Here is a 19,523-nt window from a genome sequence, read left to right as displayed (position 1 = left end):
CGCGAAGCGGAGTCGAGGCTCCATTTGATCGTGATGCATGGGTGTGATCTGAGTTCTTTGATCCTGCTGCGGCCTACTGGCTGCTGCTGAATCATCAGATCGGTCGTCGGCTGGGTCGTGGTCGCTGCTGGTCCGTTGCTGTCATGGCTGTTGTTTGCTGAGTTCGTGCTGTGGTTGCTCATCGGCTGTTGCTCGCTTCGAGTTCGGTGTTGCTTGTGGTCTCGTCGTTGGTGGTGGTGTCGGGGTTTTCGCCGGGCTCGGTGACGAGCTGGAGCTGTCCACGGACCTGCTGGACGGGTGGTGGGTTGTCATCGCTGTCGGTGGTGGTGGGCTCGGCCCACCCGGCGAGTTCCTGGAGGCGCTTGGCGCGGCCGAAGCCGACCGGCCGCCCGAATGCCTCTTCGGTGGCGCGGCGGATTTCGCGCTGGCCGAGAGGCGCACCGCCGTGCTCGGCTGCGTGGCGCACCACCGCGTCGAGCAGTTCGGCGTCGGACGGCCCGGTCGGCTTGCGCCGTGCGGCCTCGTCGGCGTTGGCGGACTCGTGCTCGGCCGGGTCGGTGCGGTGCGGTGCGTGCACCGGTGCAGGTGCACTGTTCGTGCCGTCGTTGTGCACCGGTGCAGTCGGTGCGGTGCGGGTCGGGTGGTGCACCGGTGCGGTGGCCGATGCGGTGCGGAGTGCACCGAGCAGGTAGGCGAGCAGCCATACCGGTGCACTCGGGTGCTCGTTGCGGGTGGGCACGTCGGCAGGCGCGGCGATCTCGGCCGGTGTGTTCTCGTCGGTCAGTCCGAGCGCGGCGGAATCGACCAGCGCAAGCAGCTCACCCGGCGCGAGGCGCCCGGCGGCCGGCAGCAGCGCGGCCAGTTCGCTGGCCGACAGCAGCCCGTCGCGGATCGTCTGCAAGGCCGCGGTCCGGGCCGCGCGGGCGGCGTCCAGCGGCCACAGCTTGCGGCTCGGGCACAGCGTCGCCAGCCGCGACGCCATCCGCACGACCTGCTGGACCAGCGCCCGCGCGGCCGCCGGGTCGTCGCTGCCGGTCCGCGACAGGTGCAGCCACACGCGGGTGGTGATCACCGGCGAGGTGAACCAGGTCAGCGCCGACAGCCGCGGCTTCGCTGGCTGCGCGAGCTTCATGTGCAGCCGCAGCAGGTGCGCAAGCATCTCAACCAGTACGGCGTAGGCCAGCGGCGCAAGCGCGTGCGCGAGGGCGTCGGCGATGCCGTGGGCCGTGTCGATGTTCAGCCACACGGTGCCGCCGATGAACATGTACGTCGTGACCAGCGCCCCTGGAATCCGCCACCCGCGGGTCAGCGCCGCCAGCCGCAGGGCGGTACAGGCCACGATCATGCCGTCGGCCACCAGCGGCACCAGTGGGCTGTCGAACTTCTCCGACACCGCGCCGAACGAGCGGGCACCGCCGATCCCGGCCACACCGAGCGCGGCGACGATCGCGACCACGATCAGCACCCGACGGGTCGTCAGGCGCCCGGACTCGATCGCGCCGGTGACGCTGCGAGCCGCGCGACGGGCCGCCCAGACCAAGCCGGTGAGGACGGCGGCGAGGATCAGCAGTGCGGCGCCGCCGGCGGCGATCATCGGCCAGGTGAGTGCGCCCGGCTCGAACGCCTCGGGCAGGTTGATGGACAGGGTGGTCATCGCTGGCCTCCAGCGGTCGTGGTCGGTAGGGCGGTCAGGCCGCCTCGGCGGCCAGCCTTGATCTGCTCCGGTGTCGGGGCGGGGCCGTTGTCGTCGCGACTCCTGGCCCACCAGGTGACGAACGGGTCGGCGTCAGCGGCCAGCGGCACGGTGATCGCGCGCTGTCCGGCGGGGTCGCGGTGGGCGAGCACGTCACACGCAGGGGCGTACTCGCCGATGCGGCGGGTGACGCCGGGACGCTGGCGGTCGTGCCAGTCACCGACGAGCTTGTTCGACGCCTCGTCGCTGTCGTAGGCGGCGATCCAGGCGTCCATCAGCCACAGCAATTCCTCAACGATCTCGGGGTGCCACAGCCAGCACGGCGGCAGCGTCTCCCGCGCGGTCGCGTACCGCAGATAGGTCGTCTCCATCCACGGCAGCAACTCGCTCAGCACCGCCTCGACCGCGGCCGAGTCCTCGGGCAGTCGCAGCCACGACCGCACCGGCTCGACCGAACTGGCGTCGGCGGCCTTGCCGCGGCTACTGCTGGGCTTGGCCGCGGCCAGCCGGGTCAGCAGATCCTCGAACGACGCGATGGTGTTGCCGAGCGAAGCAACGGTGTCGTTCAGCCGCGCAACGGCGGTCTTGGACGCGGTCTGCTTCAGACCGGCCTTCATCGCGGCCACGTCGCGGGTCAGTGCCTCGACCGACCGGGCCAGCCCAGCCACTGCCGCGAGCGCGGCGGTGCCGGGGTCCTTGTCGTTGTCGTACTGCATCAGTGGTTCTCCTGCCAGAGCGTGGGTTGGGTGCCGAGGGGCCGGTTGGACCACAGCACTTCGGTGCGGCGGCCGTTGGTGCCGGCCTGGCCGGTGAATCCGGCCAGGTCGAGGCGGTGCCAGTCGGCATAGAGGGCGTCGTAGAGGTCGCTGGGGTAGCCGGACAGCACTACCGCGGCGCGGCACGCCTTGAGCGCGTCGGCGAGTTCGACGTGTTCTGCCGGGCGGCTCATCTCGACGGCGTACTGGCGAGACGAGCGGGTGCTGCCCAGATAGGGCGGGTCGGCGTAGATGCAGACGTGTTCGTGGCGGCCGTAGGCGGCGATCACGTCCAGCGCAAGCCGGGCTTCCAGGCTGACCCTGCGCAACCGGCGCAGCGCCGGGGTCATGCGCTCGACGTAGGCCTGCAGGTAGTCCGGCATGGACACAGTGGTCCGATCGCCGGGGTCTTGGAAGTGCCGCCACCCGGTACGGCGGCGGGTGCCGCCCATGCCCTGGCTGAGCTGCACCCAGACCCGGCGAGCTACCTCCAGCTCGTCAAGGTCGTTGCCGTCGGCATCGGTCAGCGTGTAGGCGTCGGTGTGCTCGGCGCGGCTGTGCGGCGTTAGCCAGCAGACCCGGGCCAGGTCGTTGCCGCGGTCCCGCAGGACCCGCCAGAACGTCATTAGCGCCCCGTCCAGATCGTTGACGGTCTCGAACGGTGCCGGGGCTTTGGCCAGCAGTACGGCCAGCGATCCGGCGAACGGCTCGACGTAGTGGCGGTGCGTCGGCAGCAGCGCCGCGAGCTGGGCGGCCTTGGTGGTCTTGCCGCCGTAGTAGGCGAACGGCGGCGCAAGCTCGGCGGTCATGCCACTCCCCTCTCGATCCATGACCCGTCGTGCTGGTCATCGGTGTGGGCTTGCTCGGCGGCGGGCCGGTCGGCGTGGTCGTCGGCGTGCCAGTGGGCGAGCTGCTCGGCCAGCTCGGCCCCGGCTCGTGTGCGTTCGGCGTGATCGACGCGCGCCGTTGCGCGGGCCAGAGCCTCGGCGGCTCGGTCGCCGGCGGCCGACGCCTCGTCCTGCTGGGCCTCGTCGGACTCGTCCTCGGTTGCTTCGCTCTGCCAGGCCTGGACGGTGCGCCACCCGTCGGTGCCCCCCGCGGTCGGTGTGACACCGGCAGCGTGGCAGTCGCCGCACAGATGGTCGGTGGTGCGCACGAAGTGATCGACTGGGCCGCACTCTGCGCACACCTTGCGCGCGGCCAGTGCGTTGTTGACCGCGGCGAGCTGCTTCTCGCTCGGGGTCCGCCTGGCACGGGCGCGCTCGTCCACATACAGCCACGCGAAGCGCTGCTCGCGCTTCCAGGTCAGCCGGGCGAACGGCTCCTGTCCGCCGCGGGACAGGCCGCGCTCGCGCAGCTGTCGGCGCGTGGACAGGCCAGACGGCGCCTGCCCGAATCCGAACTCCGGCAGACCGTTGCGGATCCGGCCCGGCCAGCGCCGGCCGTCCCACAACTGCACCCACTCCACCCCGCGGCCACCGCTGATGTCGGCGGTCATGACCGGTCTCCGTCGGTGTCGTCGGAGCCGACGAGTTCCGGCGTACCTGCCCGGTTGGTGTCGCGGGCGGCGAGCGCGGCGCGCGCCTTGCGCCTCGCGCCAGCCAGTCGCAGGCGGGCGAGGAGTTCGCGCGCCGGGTCGGTTGCCTCCAGCCACGTCACCGCGGCGTCCACCCGTGCCGCGATCCGTCGTACGAAGGGCGCGGTCAAGCGCTGCCGCGCGGCGGCTATCCGATCGATGCCGCCGAGGAACTGGTCGCGCAGCCACGCGGCATCGCCGAGCACCCGGCCACCCAGGCGGTTCTCGAGCGCGGCCAACTGGCGGGCGGTCCACTGGACGCTGCGGCGGTTGTGGAACCGCTCCATTCGCAGGTCGCGCCGGTTCCACGCCATCTTGACCCGCCCGATCGCGGGCGGCATGCCGCGGGTGATGATCAGCGCCTGCCCGGCGCGCAGCTGTGCGACCTGGCCCGGGGTGAGGACCGGGACGCGGCGGTCGCTGATCGACACTCCGCCGGTGGTGCGGTCGCGGGTCGCGACCTGCTCCAGCCGTTCCCCGCACAGCGTGGACCAGAACTGCAGGTCGTCGTCGTCGGATGTGCCGGCCAGGACGACCTTCGTGGTCACGTTGGTCAGCAGCGCCCCGGTGGCGGCTTCGCCGAACCGGTCGCGCAGCTGGGCGCGGGACTGCGCGGAGATGTGCAGGGTGATCCCGCGGGACCCGAAGTCGCCGGTCCACCTGTCGAGCGGGATCAGGCAGATCAGCGCGGCCTCGTCCAGCACCATCGTCAGCTGCGGGTCCAACCGGCGCCCCGGTGTACGCACCGCGAGGGCCTTGGCCTGGCGGGCGATGTGCGCGGTCAGGGCCGTGACGAGTGGCGCGGTCTTCTTGTCCTCCGCGCCGAGCAGGTAGACGGCGCCGGTTTCGGCCAGCAGCCGCTCCACGTCGAACGGCACCCCGCCCGGTGTTGCCGCTGCGGCGGCGGTTGGGACCGAGAGCCAGCTCAGCGCGGGCATGATCGTGGTGGAGATGCTGGAGCGGGTGCGCTCGTTGTTGGTGAAGAACTGCGTGGCCTGCTGCTCGAACCCGGTCGCGTTCGCGACCCGCAGCTCCCACAGCGCGTCGGACTTCGCCTGGTCGTCGGGGTGCGCGATCCAGCGCTGAACGTCGGCCATGGTGTAGCCGCCGAGCGCGGCGGCGTGCATCAATGCGGTCAGCGCCTGGCGGGCCAGGTTCAGCCAGTGCTCGGCGTCGTCGGACTTCGCGCCGACTCCGTCGAGCAGGTCCGAGGCGCGGTCCATCACCACGCCCGGGTCGGCGCAGCCGACCAGCGGGTCGAACGTGATCGTGGACCCCTCATCGGTGAGGCCGTCAGGGTCGAACACCCAGACCGGGCCGCGCTTCGCGCGCTGGCCGCGGGTGATGTCGAGAATGTCGGTCTTCGTGCTAGTGGCGATCACCGCGCCCGGCGCGTCCAGCAGGTGGTTCATCATCAGGCCGGTCTTGCCGGCACGCGGACCGGCCACCGTCAGCGTGTGGTCCTCAGCAGACGACCGGACCTTGACCCAGCCGACCGTGGCCACGGTCGCGCCGATCTGCGTGAGCGGCACGAACCGCCGGCGCCACGCGGGCACTTCGGCAAGTGAGGGGCGGACGATCTTGGCCTTCTTGCGGAGCATCCGCGCTGACGAGACCCGCCGCACGTCCCATCCCGATGCCAGCCCGTCGGTGACGCGGCCGGCGCGGCCGAGACGGCGCAGCAGTCCGCGCGAGCTGGACCGCGACCGCAGGGTGAACCCCGCCGTGACGAGCAGCACGATTCCCGCAGCGATCAGCAGCTGCCACCAGCGCTGAGAAGCCTGCACGGTTGACGGCAGGGCCCGGAGCACGAACCCGGCGTAGCCGAGCCATAGCGCGACCGCGAGACCACCGCCGACCGGGCGGTTCACCGCGACCAAGGCCAGCGTGATCAGCAGCAGGACTCCTCCTGCGATCACCCACCCGGCCGCGCCACCCGGTGCACCGATGCGCAACCCCATCGCGCCGGCCAGCAGCACCCATAGCGGGGCCGCGATCAGCGCGCCATGCATCAGCCGCCAGAACAACAGGCTGGCTGTCACCAGTCCGACCGCTCCGGCTGCGGCGACCCAGTAACCGACCTCGGTCAGCGCCGGCGTCTCGTCCCAGGCGACCGCAGCCACGCCCGCGGCCAGCAGCGCCACCATCGCGAGGGTGAACCGCGGGACCATCACACCCTCGGTCCTGGTCGGCCGCCGCATCATCGCGCACCACCGATCAGCACACCGGCCACCGCGAAGATCCCGCCGGCAACTGCTGCGAGGAACGACACCCGCAGCCACCGGTGCTTGGTCCAGGCGATGTCCGCAAGCCGCTTGGCCTGGTGCACGACCGCCACCCCGGGGTCCGCAACGTCGTAAATGTCGCTCACAAGTCCGCGCGGAACGATGTGCCGACTGAGCTGCTCGATCGAGCGCAGCCGGACCGCGCCGAAGTACAAGAACTCCCCCGGCACCAGCGCGTCAGCCGGGCGGTGCAGCCGCGGCACCACGACCAGCAGCGCCGACCCCAGCGCCACCGCGAGCGCCACCAGCGCGACACCGAACAACACTCGCCCGGCCAGCGGGGCGTCGTGCGACTGCGACACCAACGTCAGGACAACCGCCGCCAGCGCGGTCTCCACCGTCGCCGCGAAACCGGCCTTCGTGTCGGCCTTGTCGATCGCCTGCGCGGCCGAGTCGTGCATCCGCCACGCCAAATCCAACTGCGTGCGCTCGTTCATCGCACACCACCGGACGGCTCCGTGGCAGCCGACTCGGCAGCCCGGTCGGACTTAGCGGCTTCTGTAGCCTTGCGGGCGGCCAGGGACCGCGCCGCGAAGGCCGCCATCCACTGCGGCTCGATCGCCAGGCAGTACACCCGGACCGAGCCAAAGAACCGCTCCGCGCGGTAGTGCGCACCGTCCTGGTCGAACTCCGGCTCGACCTCCAATGCCGGCGCGACCTGATCGACCAGTGTGCGCTCGGCATCCCAGCCGTCGTGCCGAGTCGGCACGTGCGCGGTGACGTCTGGCAGCGGCAGGTCCGGGTGATCCGCCACCCACGCCGCCAGCTCGAACAACCCCCGGATGAGCCTGGCCCGATCGGCAGAAACCTCCAACATCCCAAACCGCGGCACCCACTCCGTGCCGCCCTGTACTGCGTCAGTCATGCTGTAGACCTCTCGAACTCGTAGCTGAGTGATGGGAGAACCGGCCCTGTTCTGGTTGGCGCCTGTGCGGGGCCGGTCTTCGATGTCTTGGGGGTGCGACGACTGCGCCGACAGCTGGCGGGTCATCCCGCTACCTGCGCGGGGCGCCACTCGGCCGCATCGACGACTCCCCCGGTGGCGATAGCTGCGGTGGCCATGTCGTCAAGGGCCTGACTCGGAATGAACAACCTGCGACCCACCCGGACGGCGGGGAACTCCCCAGCCGCGATAACGCGATAGAGCGTCATCTCGGACAGGCCGAGCACCTCGGCGGCCGAGGCAACGCTGAGGAACTTCCTTACGACCTCGCTGGCCGTTGCGTCTTCACTCACTGACTCTCTCCTTCACAAGCGTTAACTAGGTTGACCTAGGTTAACCTAGGTCACTTGGTTCTACAAGAGTTCCTTGTCCAACTGACCTAGCTACCTAGGTCGACTACGGTTGAGTCATGCAGGTAGAGATCAATGACCCCCGCCCGCCGTACGCCCAGGTCGCTGACGGACTGCGCCGTGCAATCCAGACCGGCGAGCTGGCGGCCGGCACGAAGCTCCCGTCAGGCCGCGACCTGGCCAAGCAGTGGGGCGTGGCTTTGATGACTCTCCAGAAGGCCATCGACCAGCTGCGCGATGAAGGACTCGTGTACACCCAACGAGGCCGGGGCGTCTTCGTCGCCTCCTCGGACAGTCGTCCGCCCATCGATGACCTCACCGCGCTCCGGGAAACCGTCGAGGAGCTGAGGCGCCGACTGGACGTGGTCGAGGAACGCCTGCGTACAGGCGATGGCGCCTCAACCTGAGAGGTTTCGACTTGGCTCTCGATCACTTTTGCGTCCATATGAACCAGTGGACACTGGAGTCAATCGGAGTACCCGGACAAACTGTCCGGGTAGGTTAATTCCGCCCTGCACTATCGTTGTGGGCATGCGAGGAGCTGGCGACCATCTCAGCATCGGCGAGCGGATCGCGTTCTATCGCGCCCGCCGCGGTCTCACCCAGTCGGTACTCGCAAGCCTGGTGGGACGCACCGAAGACTGGCTGAGCAAGATCGAGCGCGGCGAACGCGAGATCCGGCGGCTGGACGTGCTCGGGGAAGTCGCGTCAGCGCTCCGGGTATCGCTCGGAGATCTCCTCGGGCAGCCAGTTCTCCTGGAGGACGATCACCAGCACGACGATGTGCCGGCCATTCGCGACGCGCTGATGGCTCCTCGGCGCCTCTCGCGGGTGTTGTTCGCGCCGGAGGAGGCCACTCGCCCCCCAAATCTCGAACACATCGCAAGCCTCACCGAGGGCGCCTGGGACCACTACCAACAGGGCCGCATCGGCCAAGCAGTCGTCCTGCTGCCAGAGCTGATTCGAGCCGCTCAAGCTGTCGAGGGTGATACAAGCAATGGCGGTCGCGGACCGGCGCTGTCGGCCCGGATCCATCACCTCGCAGCAACGACCCTTACCAAGATCGGCGAATCTGATCTGTCGTGGATCGCCGCAGAGCGAGCGATGAACGCCGCTGACAACTCTGACGACCCGCTGGTACTCGCCTCGGCGGCTAGGGCCGGCACTCACGCGCTACTCGCCGTCGGGCGGTACGACGACGCGCTTCAGCTCGGGCAGGCTGCCCGCTCTTGGCTCACGACCCGTGTAGCTCGGATGGACCCAGCAGCGCTCAGTCTGCTCGGCATGCTCGACCTGCGGATGGCAACTGCCGCATCCCGCCGCAATGACCGTGCAACAGCCACCGAACTACTCGCCTCCGCAGAGTCGGCCGCGCAGCAGCTCGGTTCGGATGCGAACTACTGGCAAACCTCCTTCGGGCCGACGAACGTCATGCTGCACAGGCTGTCCGCTGCGCTCGACCTGGGCGACGTCGCATACGTGACGGACCACGGCCCTCGGGTCGACTCAAGTGTTCTTCCGACCGTCCGACAGGTTGCGCACGGCATCGACCTTGCCCGCGCGCACAGCTACTCAGCTCAGGACGACGAGGCGATATCAGCGCTCCTGGACGCTGAGGCGAAGTCACCGCAGCTCGTGCGGCACAATCCCGCCGTCCGAGAGATTGTGCGGGACATCCACCGCAGGACACCTAGCACTGGTGGCCGTGGATCGCAGATTCTCGCCCTCGCCGAGCGCTGCCGGGCGGTTCAATGAGCGGCCGAACACTCGGCCTGGTGTGCGCGGCTGCCGGCGGGATCGAGGACGTGCGCGAGCGACTCATCGAGCCGCTGCTGGAGGATGGCTGGACCGTTGCCGTGACGCTGACGCCAACCGCTACCGCATGGCTGGAGGCCACTGGCGAAATCGGCAAGATCGAAGCGGTCACCGGCCTACCGGTTCGCAGCGCACCTCGCCTACCTCACGAGACGAGTCCGCACCCAGATGTGGACTGCTACGCGGCCGTTCCGGCGACCGCGAACCTGGTAGCAAAGCTGGCGCTGGGGATCGCCGACAATCAGGCACTGACTCAGCTCTGCGAGGCAATCGGCGGACGCCGTCCACCCGTCGTCGTCTTTCCTCGAGTCAACGCAGCCCACGCCGGCCAGCCCGGCTGGGAACACCACATCGCCGCCCTTGCTGGCGCTGGTGTCCACCTCGTCTATGGAGAGGATGTCTGGCCTCTGCACAGACCCCGGAGTGCCCCCAACAAGGAGCTCCCCTGGCGAGCAATCCGCGCCGCAATCGAGTCCGCCATAGCCACCTCGGCCTGACACCATCGGTTCGGCAGTCGTCGGCACTTGACTGACCGTCGACGAAGTCTCTGGCGGCATGACCGAAGCCGAGCTCATCGCAGTCCACATCCGATGCAGGTCCTAATCGCGGGCCATTGTGGTGGCGCGCTCCGCTGCAGCCGCCCTCGGATACGTCTGCGCGTTCTCTGTCAGACCCGACTTGGGTCACCCGCGCCCGATTCTCAGCACCGCAAGCCGTTGACCTGCGGAGATGACATGGTGAAGTGCCTTACCAAGGCACCAAATCCGGTCGATTCGCGCTGCGAAGCAGCGCTCTTGCGCGACAGCCCGGTGCTCGCCGGGTCTGTTCCATCGCCTGGGCGCACTTGAGCGTGTCTTCGCGCCGTCGAAGGGCGGCGTGTCGTCGTTGACGAGCGCCGACGACGCACTCCTGGGTTCGTGCTAGGCCCATTGCGCTGGTCGGCCCAGCCCGCAGCACGACCGGGTGTTGACCGGCAACCTGGCCCCTGACCTGCGACGACGCATGGACCGGCGGGCAGCAGAGCGCCCCTGCGCAAGGCACTAAGGGATTGACCCAACTCAGGTCAGATGTCCTTGAACGTCCCGTTGATCCCGATCTCGTTCAGCCGTTCTTCGACCTCTCTCGCCACTGTCGCGTCCACGACCAACTGGATCGTCCCCTGGAGGTAGCTGACCTGCCGTTCATCGAGCGCCATGTAGAGCGTCTTGAACAAGGCGGCGAAAGTGTCTGCATTGTCGGGGTTGCTCAGCAGGTTGCTGGTGAAGGAGAAGGCGGCCTGCTTATCTTTCGTTGCAGGCGTCTGCGTGTCCGTGCCGGATGGCGTACCGCCGTCTTGTCCGGTCGATGCGGGACCACCTTGAGTGCCCGCGGCTTTTCCTGTATCGGTCTCAGCGCCCGTGTCCCCGCCCGCGACCGCGGCGGGGCATTCGCCGGCGTGAGCGGGTTGGCCGCAGTCAGGGCAGATCTGTGGCTGCGGCTTCGCAAGCCGCAGCCCGGCGCTGGTGAGGTTCACCTGCCCGGGTGCCGTCACGGCTACGTCGTTGCCGCTTCCATCGACAATGCTCACCAACCCCTCGTTGACGGCGTCGAAGATCGCCTGCTGCAGGTCCCGGTCGCCGGCGTAGAGCAGCGGGAGTCGTGGTGCGCTATAGAACGCGGCTCGGACGTCGGACAGGGTCTTGCCGTAGTCCTGCTCCCGGAGGTTGTGCATAAGGGCCCTCGGCCCGAACTGGCCGGTATCGAACACCTTGTCTCGATCGGCGAGCCCTTTCCAGACTAAGGTTCCGTCTAGCGCGGTGAAGTTTTCGTCGTCGAATGTGATTTGGTCGAGGTACCGCTCGCCGTCCGGATCGGGCTGAGCGAGGTACGCGACGTGCTGATATGCCCGTTTGAGTGCCTTCTCGAGCTGCTCCTTCGCGGCTGCAAGCTCCTTGGTGCCAGTGGCTTTGAGTTCGTCGTCGTTCTGCACCTCCGGGGCAGCAAGTGCCTTCTGGCGGGCGAGATACTCGACGGCAAGCCCACGGGCGAGGCTGCGGCGTTGCGTGTTCGCAACGGCGTAGACGGCGCTACTGGCCCACTGAACCGGCAGTCGCTGCGTCCCTGTACCCAAACCCATGGCGACGGTCAGGGCCGCGAGAGTGGCCTCCTCCATGCCGTTTCGAAGACTGTACTGAGCGGGGTCGAGCACGATCAGGCGGCTGGTGTGTGCCGTATCAAGTCCTGCAGTGGCCAGCACGTCCGTGGCACTGCGACCTGGGTCAGCCTTGACGAACTTGAGCTCGCGAAAAGGACCGCTGCTAGCCAGACGTTGGGCGAAGTCGGCGAGAAGCTGGTCCCGTTCGGTGTCCGTGATCGTGCGGCGGATGTTGTTGACCAGCATCCGGTGCGTGAGGCGGGTTGAGAGGAAGTAGCGGGCCGGCTTGTTGTTGCCCTGCCCGCGGATGATCTCGACTGCACTCATGCCCTGGTCGGGGTCAACGAGATCCTCGACGACGCTGTCGGCGTCTGTCAGGCTGTAGTTGGTGTCGGGGACGCTGGTGGCTGCCTTGACTTCGGGCGCGCTGGCGCCCCGTCCACGGCCGGGGCGCAGTGTGCCGACGATGCTGGCGAGGAAGATGAACGTGGCGGCGCGCTCGGCGGCCCGCGGGTTGCTTTCGCTCCAAATGAGGGGCGGGCGTTCAAGGTCCTGGCGGCGAGCGGTGCCCGCCGAGCTGTCGTGGTTGACGACCTCGATCTCCGCAAGGCTCCGATAGTTCGCAATGGTCCGCTCGTCTTCAACCAGGCCGCTGCCCAGAAGTGCCTCACGGACTGCGCTATCAGACAGGGGCAGATCGCCGGGACCAATCAGCGCGGGGACCCATTGGCCGGCCGCCCCGCGCTGCTGTTGCGCGTAGACGGTGGCCGCGAAGATGCGGATGGTGGAGCGGACTCTTTGGAAGCCGGTGACCTTGCTCCATTCCTCCTTCGCAACATTCATCAACATCGGGTGAAAGGGATAGCAGGCGGCAACCTCGTCGTCCCAGCGACGTCGCCATTCGGCGCCGGTCGCTTCCCAGACGTTCTTGGTCCACGCCTTGTCGTCGAGCACTGGGCGATACAGGTCGGCGGTTGCGCTGAGGACCTCCGCTGGCGGGTCGGCGTCGAAGAGACGTCGCCGTAGGATGTCGGCGAAGTCGCCCACCTCCGTGACTGTAGCTGGTTTACCGTTCCGGTCAAGTTGACTGTTGAGATCTTCTCGCCGCTCCTGCCCGCCTGTCGACAGAGCCGTCTTGTCGTGATCGGAAGCGATCATCACCATGAGCATCGCGACATGTGGAACATCGTTGGCGACGTCGAGGATCGCACGAAGAAACGCCATGTCTTGCGCCATAAGGTCGGGCTTGCCGGCACCATCGAGGCCGTTGCCGACGTAGTCCATGATTTCGTCGACAATAATGAGGACCGGCCGGTTGACGGCACGAAGAGCTTCACCGATCTTGTGCTTGTCGCTCCAGTAGGGCTGATACCGCTCGTAAAGCGAATAGTCCTTACTGAAGAGCCGCCAGAGAAATCGCTCGTAGAGGCTGACGGCGGGGCCGTCAAATTCCTGGACACCCGCACCTGGCGTCATGTTATCGCAGGGCATCACCACGACATGTGGACGACCCAGATCACCTGGCAGCTCGCGCCCGATTTTCGCCTTTGCACGAGCGGCAATTCCCTGGCCGAGCTGGGTCTTGAACAACGCCTCGCTACTATGGGCCAAGTGGTATGCACCGATGCAAGCGTGCGATTTGCCGCCGCCCATACCCTGATCGAGGCGGGTGACGGCCCGAGCCTTGAGGTAATCACTACCGCTGCCGATACGGACAGCGATCTCGGTGAGAAGGTCGGTAAGCCGCTCGGTCGGGTGGGTGATGTCGCCGTAATAGGCTGCGTCAGCGTACGGCGGCTTGTCGTTGCCGATCCCATGGACGGCCCGAAACAGTGACATCTGTACATCGTCGATCTGTCCAGAGGCGTTCAGGATCTCCTGGCGGATCTTCAGAGTCTTCCACCACGGGGTCACGCTTTTCGTCACGTCGATCTCCTCAGATCTTCCGGGCCCGTGTGTTCATCGGCTGATTTGCGATGCGCGGCCGATCACAGCAGCCTCAACTGTGCGTCGTCGTTCACTTGACGTCGGCGTTCTTGCTCGCCACTTGCAGAGACCGCCTCAGCAGCGCTTGTGATACCGGATCGCGTGCGCAGTACCCGGTTAAAGAAGATGGAATCGGCGTCACTATCGGGAAGCCGATCAGCCAAGAACTTGATGGCGGCCCACAAGTAGGTGTCATCGGCAGATCGCTTCGAAGCCACGAGGATCTCTCCCATCACACTGAGCCCGTCGTCAGACGCAGCAGCAAGAGCTAGCGCAACGTCAATGACTGAGGAGTCGGCGGTGATAATTCCTTTGAACTGACGGGACGTCGTAAATGCCACGCCCTTGCCGGCCTCAGGTACCAAGTCGCGAACTTCGGCGATGTCCAGAGATGACGCGAGTGACTGCCAGCGCAGTTCGGACTTTGCTTGTACCTCCCGGCCGTACAAACGAACCCACCAGAGGGCGAACCTCGTCCGAGCGTCGAAGGTCTCGAGCGGATGGTGGTCCACTTCGACCGCCATTGCGTCCTGAACAGCGGCCCGAGCGAGTGGCAGAAAGGTGTAGATGTCGACAGCTTCACCTTTGGCATCCAAGACCGATTCGTATCGCCCAACAACCTCCATCGCCGGACCAACGGCGGCCATCAACATGTCCGCCGGAGCAAGCCCCCAGCGCTCCCAGTCCAGGTAACGCTTCCTGATCTCGTCTCTGATCTCGCGCTCGACGGAGCCCTTCCGTCCCGGCTGTCGCTTCTCCGATGCGGGACGACAGCACATGGTGAGTGTGGTCTGGATGTTTGCCTTGTTCTGACGTCCACCTGACTCTGTGTTGGCCGGCCACGAGCCGGTCATGATGAGGCCCGCCTGATCTATCGAAGCCAGCAGTCGCTGCCACACTTCAGGGTCACCATGCCCGAAAACAATCGTGACAACTCCGTCGCGCTGGACCACGCGGCGCATCTCTGTAAACGCCTGCGCAATCAGGGTGTCGTAGTGTTCGCGAGTCCGGTGCTCCTTGAATTCACTCTTCGAAAGTCCTCGACTGCGCTTCACGATGATTTCGAGCGCCTTCTCTTGCGCACCTCCCGGCTCCGCGCTGACGGCCAACTCCGGCCAGGTGTTAACGAGTGCACGCCGGAGCCACGCGAAGAAGATGTCTGACGAATCGGCGTATGCGATCATCTCGTCGTACGGGGGATCGGTAACGACAGCGGCGAAGCGCTCCTTCCCAAAAGGTAGTTCCGTTGCCGACGCTCGCCGAATCTCCACACCGGTACCGGGTCGGCTCGGCATGAGATCTCTCAGCGTGCTGACGGAGCTGCCACGCACCCCCTCCCATGTTCCAGGGCCGTCACCTATACCGGCCTCGAAGAAGTCATAGGAGAACGAAAGGGATCCTTCGTTTAAAAAAATGCCAGCGATGCGCGGCGTACCAGCCGTGTGCAGCCAAGCGCCGCGCGTGCTGTATCGCAACATCCGAACCATGTTCGCGGCTGCATAGCCGGTGAGCGCACGCGCATACCGGTCACTTATCCCAGCCGCGGCGAGTTCCAGACCAATCTCATCTATTACTCTGCATAGCCGGACGTAGAACAGTGTCTGCCGATCACACATGAAGTCACCAAATGTTCGGGCCCCGTAGATACTGGGCCCAATGATGTTGTTGTTGCCTGGACCTATCACCTCGTCCGGGATTGCCGGCAGGAACGTGCCAAAGTTCTTCTCTGATCCGAGCGCCTCGCTGGCTGCCTGGGCAGCAGCGATCTCATCGTCGGTTGGCAGACGGAAACGTTTGCCTACCGTTGGGTCGTGGTCAGCCACCAGCAACAAGGCATCCTTGCCCTCGCCCTCGTTTGTCAAGCGACGATGAACATTCAGCGGGTGGGCGTGGGAACAGAACACACATACCGCGGCCTTACCGGGGATCTTCTTTCCATCAGTCCCACGAGCATTCACCAGGGTCGCGGGATGCCGCGGCGGGCCATCCTCTGGCACTATTTCGAATGTGTCTCCGGTTCGCGAGGCACGCACGAAGAAGGACTGCCCTGGATCTACGACCGAAGTTTTCGAACCCTTGACTCTCCTGGTGGATGGCTCGCGAAGTAAATTCTTCCCCACGAGCGGAAAGCGGCGGCCGCATTCCTGGCAAGGCAAGGTGACGGCCCAGAGATAGCCCCAAGGCTGCGATCCATCAGCATTGGCGGGGAATAGCTCACGCATGCTGGCTTGGTGGCGCCTGCCAATCTCGGCCAGAAGCAGGTCCACGTCCTCAACGAGACGATCCCCGATGCCAGCGAACTTGTCGCTTGACGAAAAAGGCAGTGGAGGCTCGTTGGTCCAATCGATGAATGGGTGCTCGGCCAGCAGCGATGTAGCAAGCACTGCGACAGGGGAGTAGTCAATTGCAGCGGCCGGCAAACCCAGCCGAGCTGCTTCAAGTGGAATTATCCCGCGGCCGGAGAAGGGGTCGAGGACACGGACAGGAGCAGTGTTGCTGAGCATGATCTCGTGACGCAGGGCCGTCCAGGCAGCATCTCGGCCCGTCATGGCCTCGCGTACCAACGTCTGAAGTCGTTTCTGCTCGGCCTCCTCGTCCGGCCACGGCAGGAGCGAGCAGACAACTGCAGCTTTCGCTTGGGCGGAGGGACGGGCCGCGAACCACGTAAAGAGCTTGCGCTCAACGTTGCCGCTCCCCCAACCACTTGCTGCTGCAAGGCTGACTTCCGCGCAGGGAAACCAGCGCTCGATCATGCGGGTCATACATTGCTCCCGGGTGCGTTCTTGAGGCTGCTGCCCGGGACGCGGAATACCGCGTCGCCGGTCATGTCGGTGGCGAACAAGGTTGCGGGGTCTTCGTAGGCGCCGAAGAATCGGCCCTTGCCGTCGGCGCATGAGTCGACGACGTAGAGCCAGTAGTCCTTGCGGTGTTGGGTTGCGATGAGGACCTCGTTGCCGGTCATCCGGATCCCACTGCTGGCGGCGCTGCCGAGTACACCTTTCACCTCGACGTGGCGAACCTGGCTGTTGCGACGGGCATCGAGGTCATAGCCGCGGCCCTCGGTGTGGATATCTTCCACGGTCCAGCCGTCGTCCTGCATCAACTGCTGGACATGTTTCATCGATACCATTTCGGCGTCGATCTCGGCCTGGATGCTGGGGTCAGCGGCGGCGAGGACGCGCAGTCGGCCTACGAGCTTTGGTTCGGTGAGCTGGACATCGACCAGCCGCTCGAGTTCGGCGAGCCGCTCGGTGGTCTGCGCTTGGAGTCGTTTGCGGAGGGCGAGCCGAGTGTCGCGGTCTTTGATGCTGTCGGTAAGGCTGAGCGGCAGGTTGGTGAGGTCTCTGCGGGCTTGGGCGAACCAGTCTGTCCGGACACTGCGGTGCTGTGCCACTGTCTCCTGGGCGACCTCGGCGGCGGCTTGGACGGCACTGTCGTGCCGGGCGGGGTGGGGCCCGGTACCGGGCCGGGTGGTGGGGACGAGGTTGGCGAGAGTCTCCCAGCGCACGGCGCGGGCATTGCCGCTGTCGTCGACCTTGATCAAGGTTGCCCAGATGCTGGCGCGTTTGCCGTCGCTCTCGGTCATCGTCGCCTCGAAGGCGTAGAGGTCGTACGGGGTGAGGCTGGTCGGGTCCCCGGCCGCGCCGGCCTGGTAGACGTCTTCGGCGAGCTTGTGGTCGGCGAGCTTGATGAGGTCGGTGAAGCCTGGTTCACCGGGGCCGAGGGTGATGGTGTCGCCGACGTCGATGTTCTCGGCGGCCTCGCGCAGCGCGTCGCCGCTTGTGGCGATGTGGACCTCGTACCCGCCGCCCAGGCTGGCCGGTAGCGTGCCGGTGGTGAGGGCGAGCCGGCGGAAGCCGGCGCCGGCGGCGGTGGGCTCGGCGCGCAGGAGGTCGGCGGCGGCGAGCCGGTCGAGGTAGGCCTCGACGATGGCTGGGTTGATGCGGGCGAACAGGTCGCGTTGCAGCAGTGTGAGCGCCGCGACTGCGTCGACCTGGCTCGCGAGCTTGCGCTCGGTGTCTCGTACTTGGCGGGCGGCCCGGGTCAGCTCGTGCGACTGGATCGCCTTGGCCGCGTCGATCGCGTTCTGCTTCTTGACCTCGTCGTTGCCGTAGAGGTCGGACAGCCATTTGTCGTAGTCGACGCCGGTGATCTCGGCGACCGCCGACAGGCTGTCAAACATTTGCCCGCGCAACTCGTTTGCGGCGGTGACGAAGTTGTCGAGCAGGCGTAGCAGCGTCTCGCCTTCGCGAGTGTCGGTGGCGACAAGGTTGTAGAGGAATACGTCTCGGTGCTGGCCGACGCGGTGAATGCGGCCCATGCGCTGCTCGAGCCGGACCAGCGACCAGGGAATGTCGTAGTTGATCAGGACGTGCGCTGCTTGCAGATCGATGCCCTCGTTACCTGCGTCGGTGGTGACGATGACCTGGAACTCGCCGCGCATGAAGGCTTTGCGGACCTCATCGCGGTCGGCTTTGCTCTGGCGGCCGGAGTACAGCCGTGCGGTGTAGCCCTGGGTTTGCAGTCGCTGGGCGATCCACTCGGCCGAGTCGGCGTACTCGGTGAAGACGACGGCCTGCTCGGTGTTACCTGGATGGATGCCGTGCTTGCCGAGGCAGTCGTCGGTGAGTCGCTTCCATTTCGACGGCTGCACGGTCGGGTCGTTGACTGTGGCATCGATCTGCTCGACGAGGGCCTTGATGCCGGCGCGCTCGGCGCGGCTCGCGGTCGAGGCCGCGTGCACGACCTTGGCTTCATCGATCTCGGTCTCGTCGCCCTGGTCTTCACGGTCGGCGATGAGCGCGGCCTCGGCTTCGCTCATCTGGCCCATGTGGGCATGCCGGCGGCGCAGTGTCTCCGCGAGAGCGTGAAGGCTGGAGGCGGCACGTTTGCCGTAGACCATGCGTGCGAGAGGCTGCGCGGTGGGCGGGAAGTATTGATCGACCATGTCGAGGGCGGCTTGGTAGTAGCCGTACTCGACCTGCGACAGCGGGACGCTGTGGTTGTGGGCCGTGCGGCCTTTGAACAGTCGCGTCTGTCCGTCGTAGTCGACCAGGTCCTCCTTCATGCGGCGCAGGAAATGGATCGGCCCGGGGCGCAGCGCGCTCAGCTCGATGTTCGGATCAGTGCCAGGGTCGGGGTAGATGCCAGGGTCGACCAGATGCAGCAGGTGGCGGAACAGCCACTCCTTGCCGCGGTGTGGTGTCGCGGTCATCAGCAGCGCACGTGGCGTGTTCTTGGCCAGCAACCGCCCGACCTGGTGAAAACCCGCAGCGGTCGGGGTGAGCCGGTGCGCCTCATCGAAGACCACGAGGTCCCACCCAGCCCGGTCCGGCCGGATGGCGTCCTGGACGGCAGGGTTGACGGCTGCCAGTTCGAGACTGACAACCCAGAGGTCGTTGCTGTTTAGTGCGTTCTCCCGCACGGTCGCCGACGTCAGCTGGCGAAGCCCGCCGCCGAGCAGCCGCTGGAAGTCGTCCACCCACTTGGTGGCCAGGTTCGCCGGGCACACGATGATCGCCCGCTTGACCAGGCCGAGCCTCTGCATCTCCCGCAGGTAGAGCCCAGCCATGATGGTCTTACCTGTGCCCGGCTCGTCTGCAAGCAGGAACCGCAGCAGCGGCTGCGGCAGCATCGCGCCGTACACAGCCGTGGTCTGATGCGCGTACGGTTTGAGCGGTGTCGAGGCCATCGCACTGGATTCCGCGTTCGTCGCGGCGGCATCCATCCACCGCGTCCACATGCCGGCCAGGACCCTAGCTGAATCAGCCTTCCCATCGCTGACGAGAGCACGAACCGTGGCTGCATCACCGGGAGCCAGGTTTACCTCGTGACGTCTTCCCTCATCATCCACGAGGATCAGGTCGAATGCCCCCGGCTGCTCTCCGGGAATCACGAACCGGACCGTCGCGAAATCGGGCACGCCAGCCGCGGCCACTCGGACCCGCTGTCCCTTCTCGAACATAGTTCACCCCCTTCCCCAGTT

General features: G+C 66.6%; 14 protein-coding genes. 3 read left to right on the top strand and 11 right to left on the bottom strand.

Annotated features, from left to right (window positions below; genetic code table 11):
• Positions 1-178: 178 nt before the first annotated feature.
• The 8 genes from ACGFIF_RS31245 to ACGFIF_RS31210 form a co-directional block, all read right to left on the bottom strand.
• On the bottom strand, positions 179-1,654 hold the full coding sequence (locus ACGFIF_RS31245) for a DUF2637 domain-containing protein (protein WP_393159458.1): 1,476 nt from the start codon (positions 1,652-1,654) through the stop codon (positions 179-181).
• Entirely contained in the window at positions 1,651-2,409 is a 759-nt protein-coding gene (locus tag ACGFIF_RS31240) for a hypothetical protein (RefSeq protein ID WP_393159457.1), read from the bottom strand. Before ACGFIF_RS31240 ends, ACGFIF_RS31245 begins: the two co-directional genes overlap by 4 nt.
• Positions 2,409-3,257, bottom strand: coding sequence for a DNA adenine methylase (locus tag ACGFIF_RS31235; RefSeq protein ID WP_393159456.1), 849 nt, complete (start codon positions 3,255-3,257; stop codon positions 2,409-2,411). Before ACGFIF_RS31235 ends, ACGFIF_RS31240 begins: the two co-directional genes overlap by 1 nt.
• Positions 3,254-3,946 carry an RRQRL motif-containing zinc-binding protein gene (locus tag ACGFIF_RS31230; RefSeq protein WP_393159454.1) on the bottom strand — a complete coding sequence of 231 codons (693 nt, stop codon included), beginning with the start codon at positions 3,944-3,946 and terminating at the stop codon, positions 3,254-3,256. Before ACGFIF_RS31230 ends, ACGFIF_RS31235 begins: the two co-directional genes overlap by 4 nt.
• Positions 3,943-6,228, bottom strand: a complete 2,286-nt coding sequence (locus tag ACGFIF_RS31225; protein WP_393159452.1) for a type IV secretory system conjugative DNA transfer family protein — start codon at positions 6,226-6,228, stop codon at positions 3,943-3,945. The genes ACGFIF_RS31230 and ACGFIF_RS31225 overlap by 4 nt, the downstream gene beginning before the upstream one ends.
• A complete protein-coding gene (locus ACGFIF_RS31220; protein ID WP_393159450.1) occupies positions 6,225-6,746 on the bottom strand; it encodes a Pycsar system effector family protein in 522 nt (173 codons plus the stop codon). The genes ACGFIF_RS31225 and ACGFIF_RS31220 overlap by 4 nt, the downstream gene beginning before the upstream one ends.
• Positions 6,743-7,174: a hypothetical protein gene (locus tag ACGFIF_RS31215; protein ID WP_393159448.1), complete on the bottom strand. Its 432-nt coding sequence runs from the start codon at positions 7,172-7,174 to the stop codon at positions 6,743-6,745. Before ACGFIF_RS31215 ends, ACGFIF_RS31220 begins: the two co-directional genes overlap by 4 nt.
• A 122-nt stretch (positions 7,175-7,296) precedes the next feature.
• The gene (locus ACGFIF_RS31210) at positions 7,297-7,545 is read right to left on the bottom strand and encodes a helix-turn-helix domain-containing protein (RefSeq protein ID WP_393159447.1); all 249 of its coding nucleotides are present in this window, start codon (positions 7,543-7,545) and stop codon (positions 7,297-7,299) included.
• Positions 7,546-7,661: 116 nt separating this feature from the next.
• Between ACGFIF_RS31210 and ACGFIF_RS31205 the strand changes: the two genes are divergently transcribed.
• The 3 genes from ACGFIF_RS31205 to ACGFIF_RS31195 all read left to right on the top strand — a co-directional run bounded on the left by ACGFIF_RS31205 (position 7,662) and on the right by ACGFIF_RS31195 (position 9,914).
• On the top strand, positions 7,662-8,009 hold the full coding sequence (locus ACGFIF_RS31205; RefSeq protein ID WP_393159445.1) for a GntR family transcriptional regulator: 348 nt from the start codon (positions 7,662-7,664) through the stop codon (positions 8,007-8,009).
• A 124-nt stretch (positions 8,010-8,133) separates the two neighbouring features.
• Positions 8,134-9,357 (top strand): helix-turn-helix domain-containing protein, encoded by a 1,224-nt coding sequence (locus ACGFIF_RS31200; protein WP_393159727.1) that lies wholly within the window; start codon positions 8,134-8,136, stop codon positions 9,355-9,357.
• Positions 9,354-9,914, top strand: coding sequence for a flavoprotein (locus tag ACGFIF_RS31195; protein ID WP_393159443.1), 561 nt, complete (start codon positions 9,354-9,356; stop codon positions 9,912-9,914). The genes ACGFIF_RS31200 and ACGFIF_RS31195 overlap by 4 nt, the downstream gene beginning before the upstream one ends.
• A 566-nt stretch (positions 9,915-10,480) precedes the next feature.
• Here the strand turns inward: ACGFIF_RS31195 and ACGFIF_RS31190 are convergent.
• The 3 genes from ACGFIF_RS31190 to ACGFIF_RS31180 form a co-directional block, all read right to left on the bottom strand.
• Positions 10,481-13,477 carry a DUF499 domain-containing protein gene (locus ACGFIF_RS31190; protein WP_393159442.1) on the bottom strand — a complete coding sequence of 999 codons (2,997 nt, stop codon included), beginning with the start codon at positions 13,475-13,477 and terminating at the stop codon, positions 10,481-10,483.
• Between the two features lie 62 nt (positions 13,478-13,539).
• A complete protein-coding gene (locus ACGFIF_RS31185; RefSeq protein ID WP_393159440.1) occupies positions 13,540-16,299 on the bottom strand; it encodes a hypothetical protein in 2,760 nt (919 codons plus the stop codon).
• A complete protein-coding gene (locus ACGFIF_RS31180) occupies positions 16,296-19,280 on the bottom strand; it encodes a helicase-related protein (protein WP_393159438.1) in 2,985 nt (994 codons plus the stop codon). Before ACGFIF_RS31180 ends, ACGFIF_RS31185 begins: the two co-directional genes overlap by 4 nt.
• Positions 19,281-19,523: the final 243 nt, after the last annotated feature.

Source organism: Kribbella sp. NPDC049174 (assembly GCF_043197365.1).
GTDB lineage: Bacteria > Actinomycetota > Actinomycetes > Propionibacteriales > Kribbellaceae > Kribbella.
Note: the sequence above shows the minus strand (reverse complement) of the source record. Positions and strands in the feature narration are given on the sequence as shown.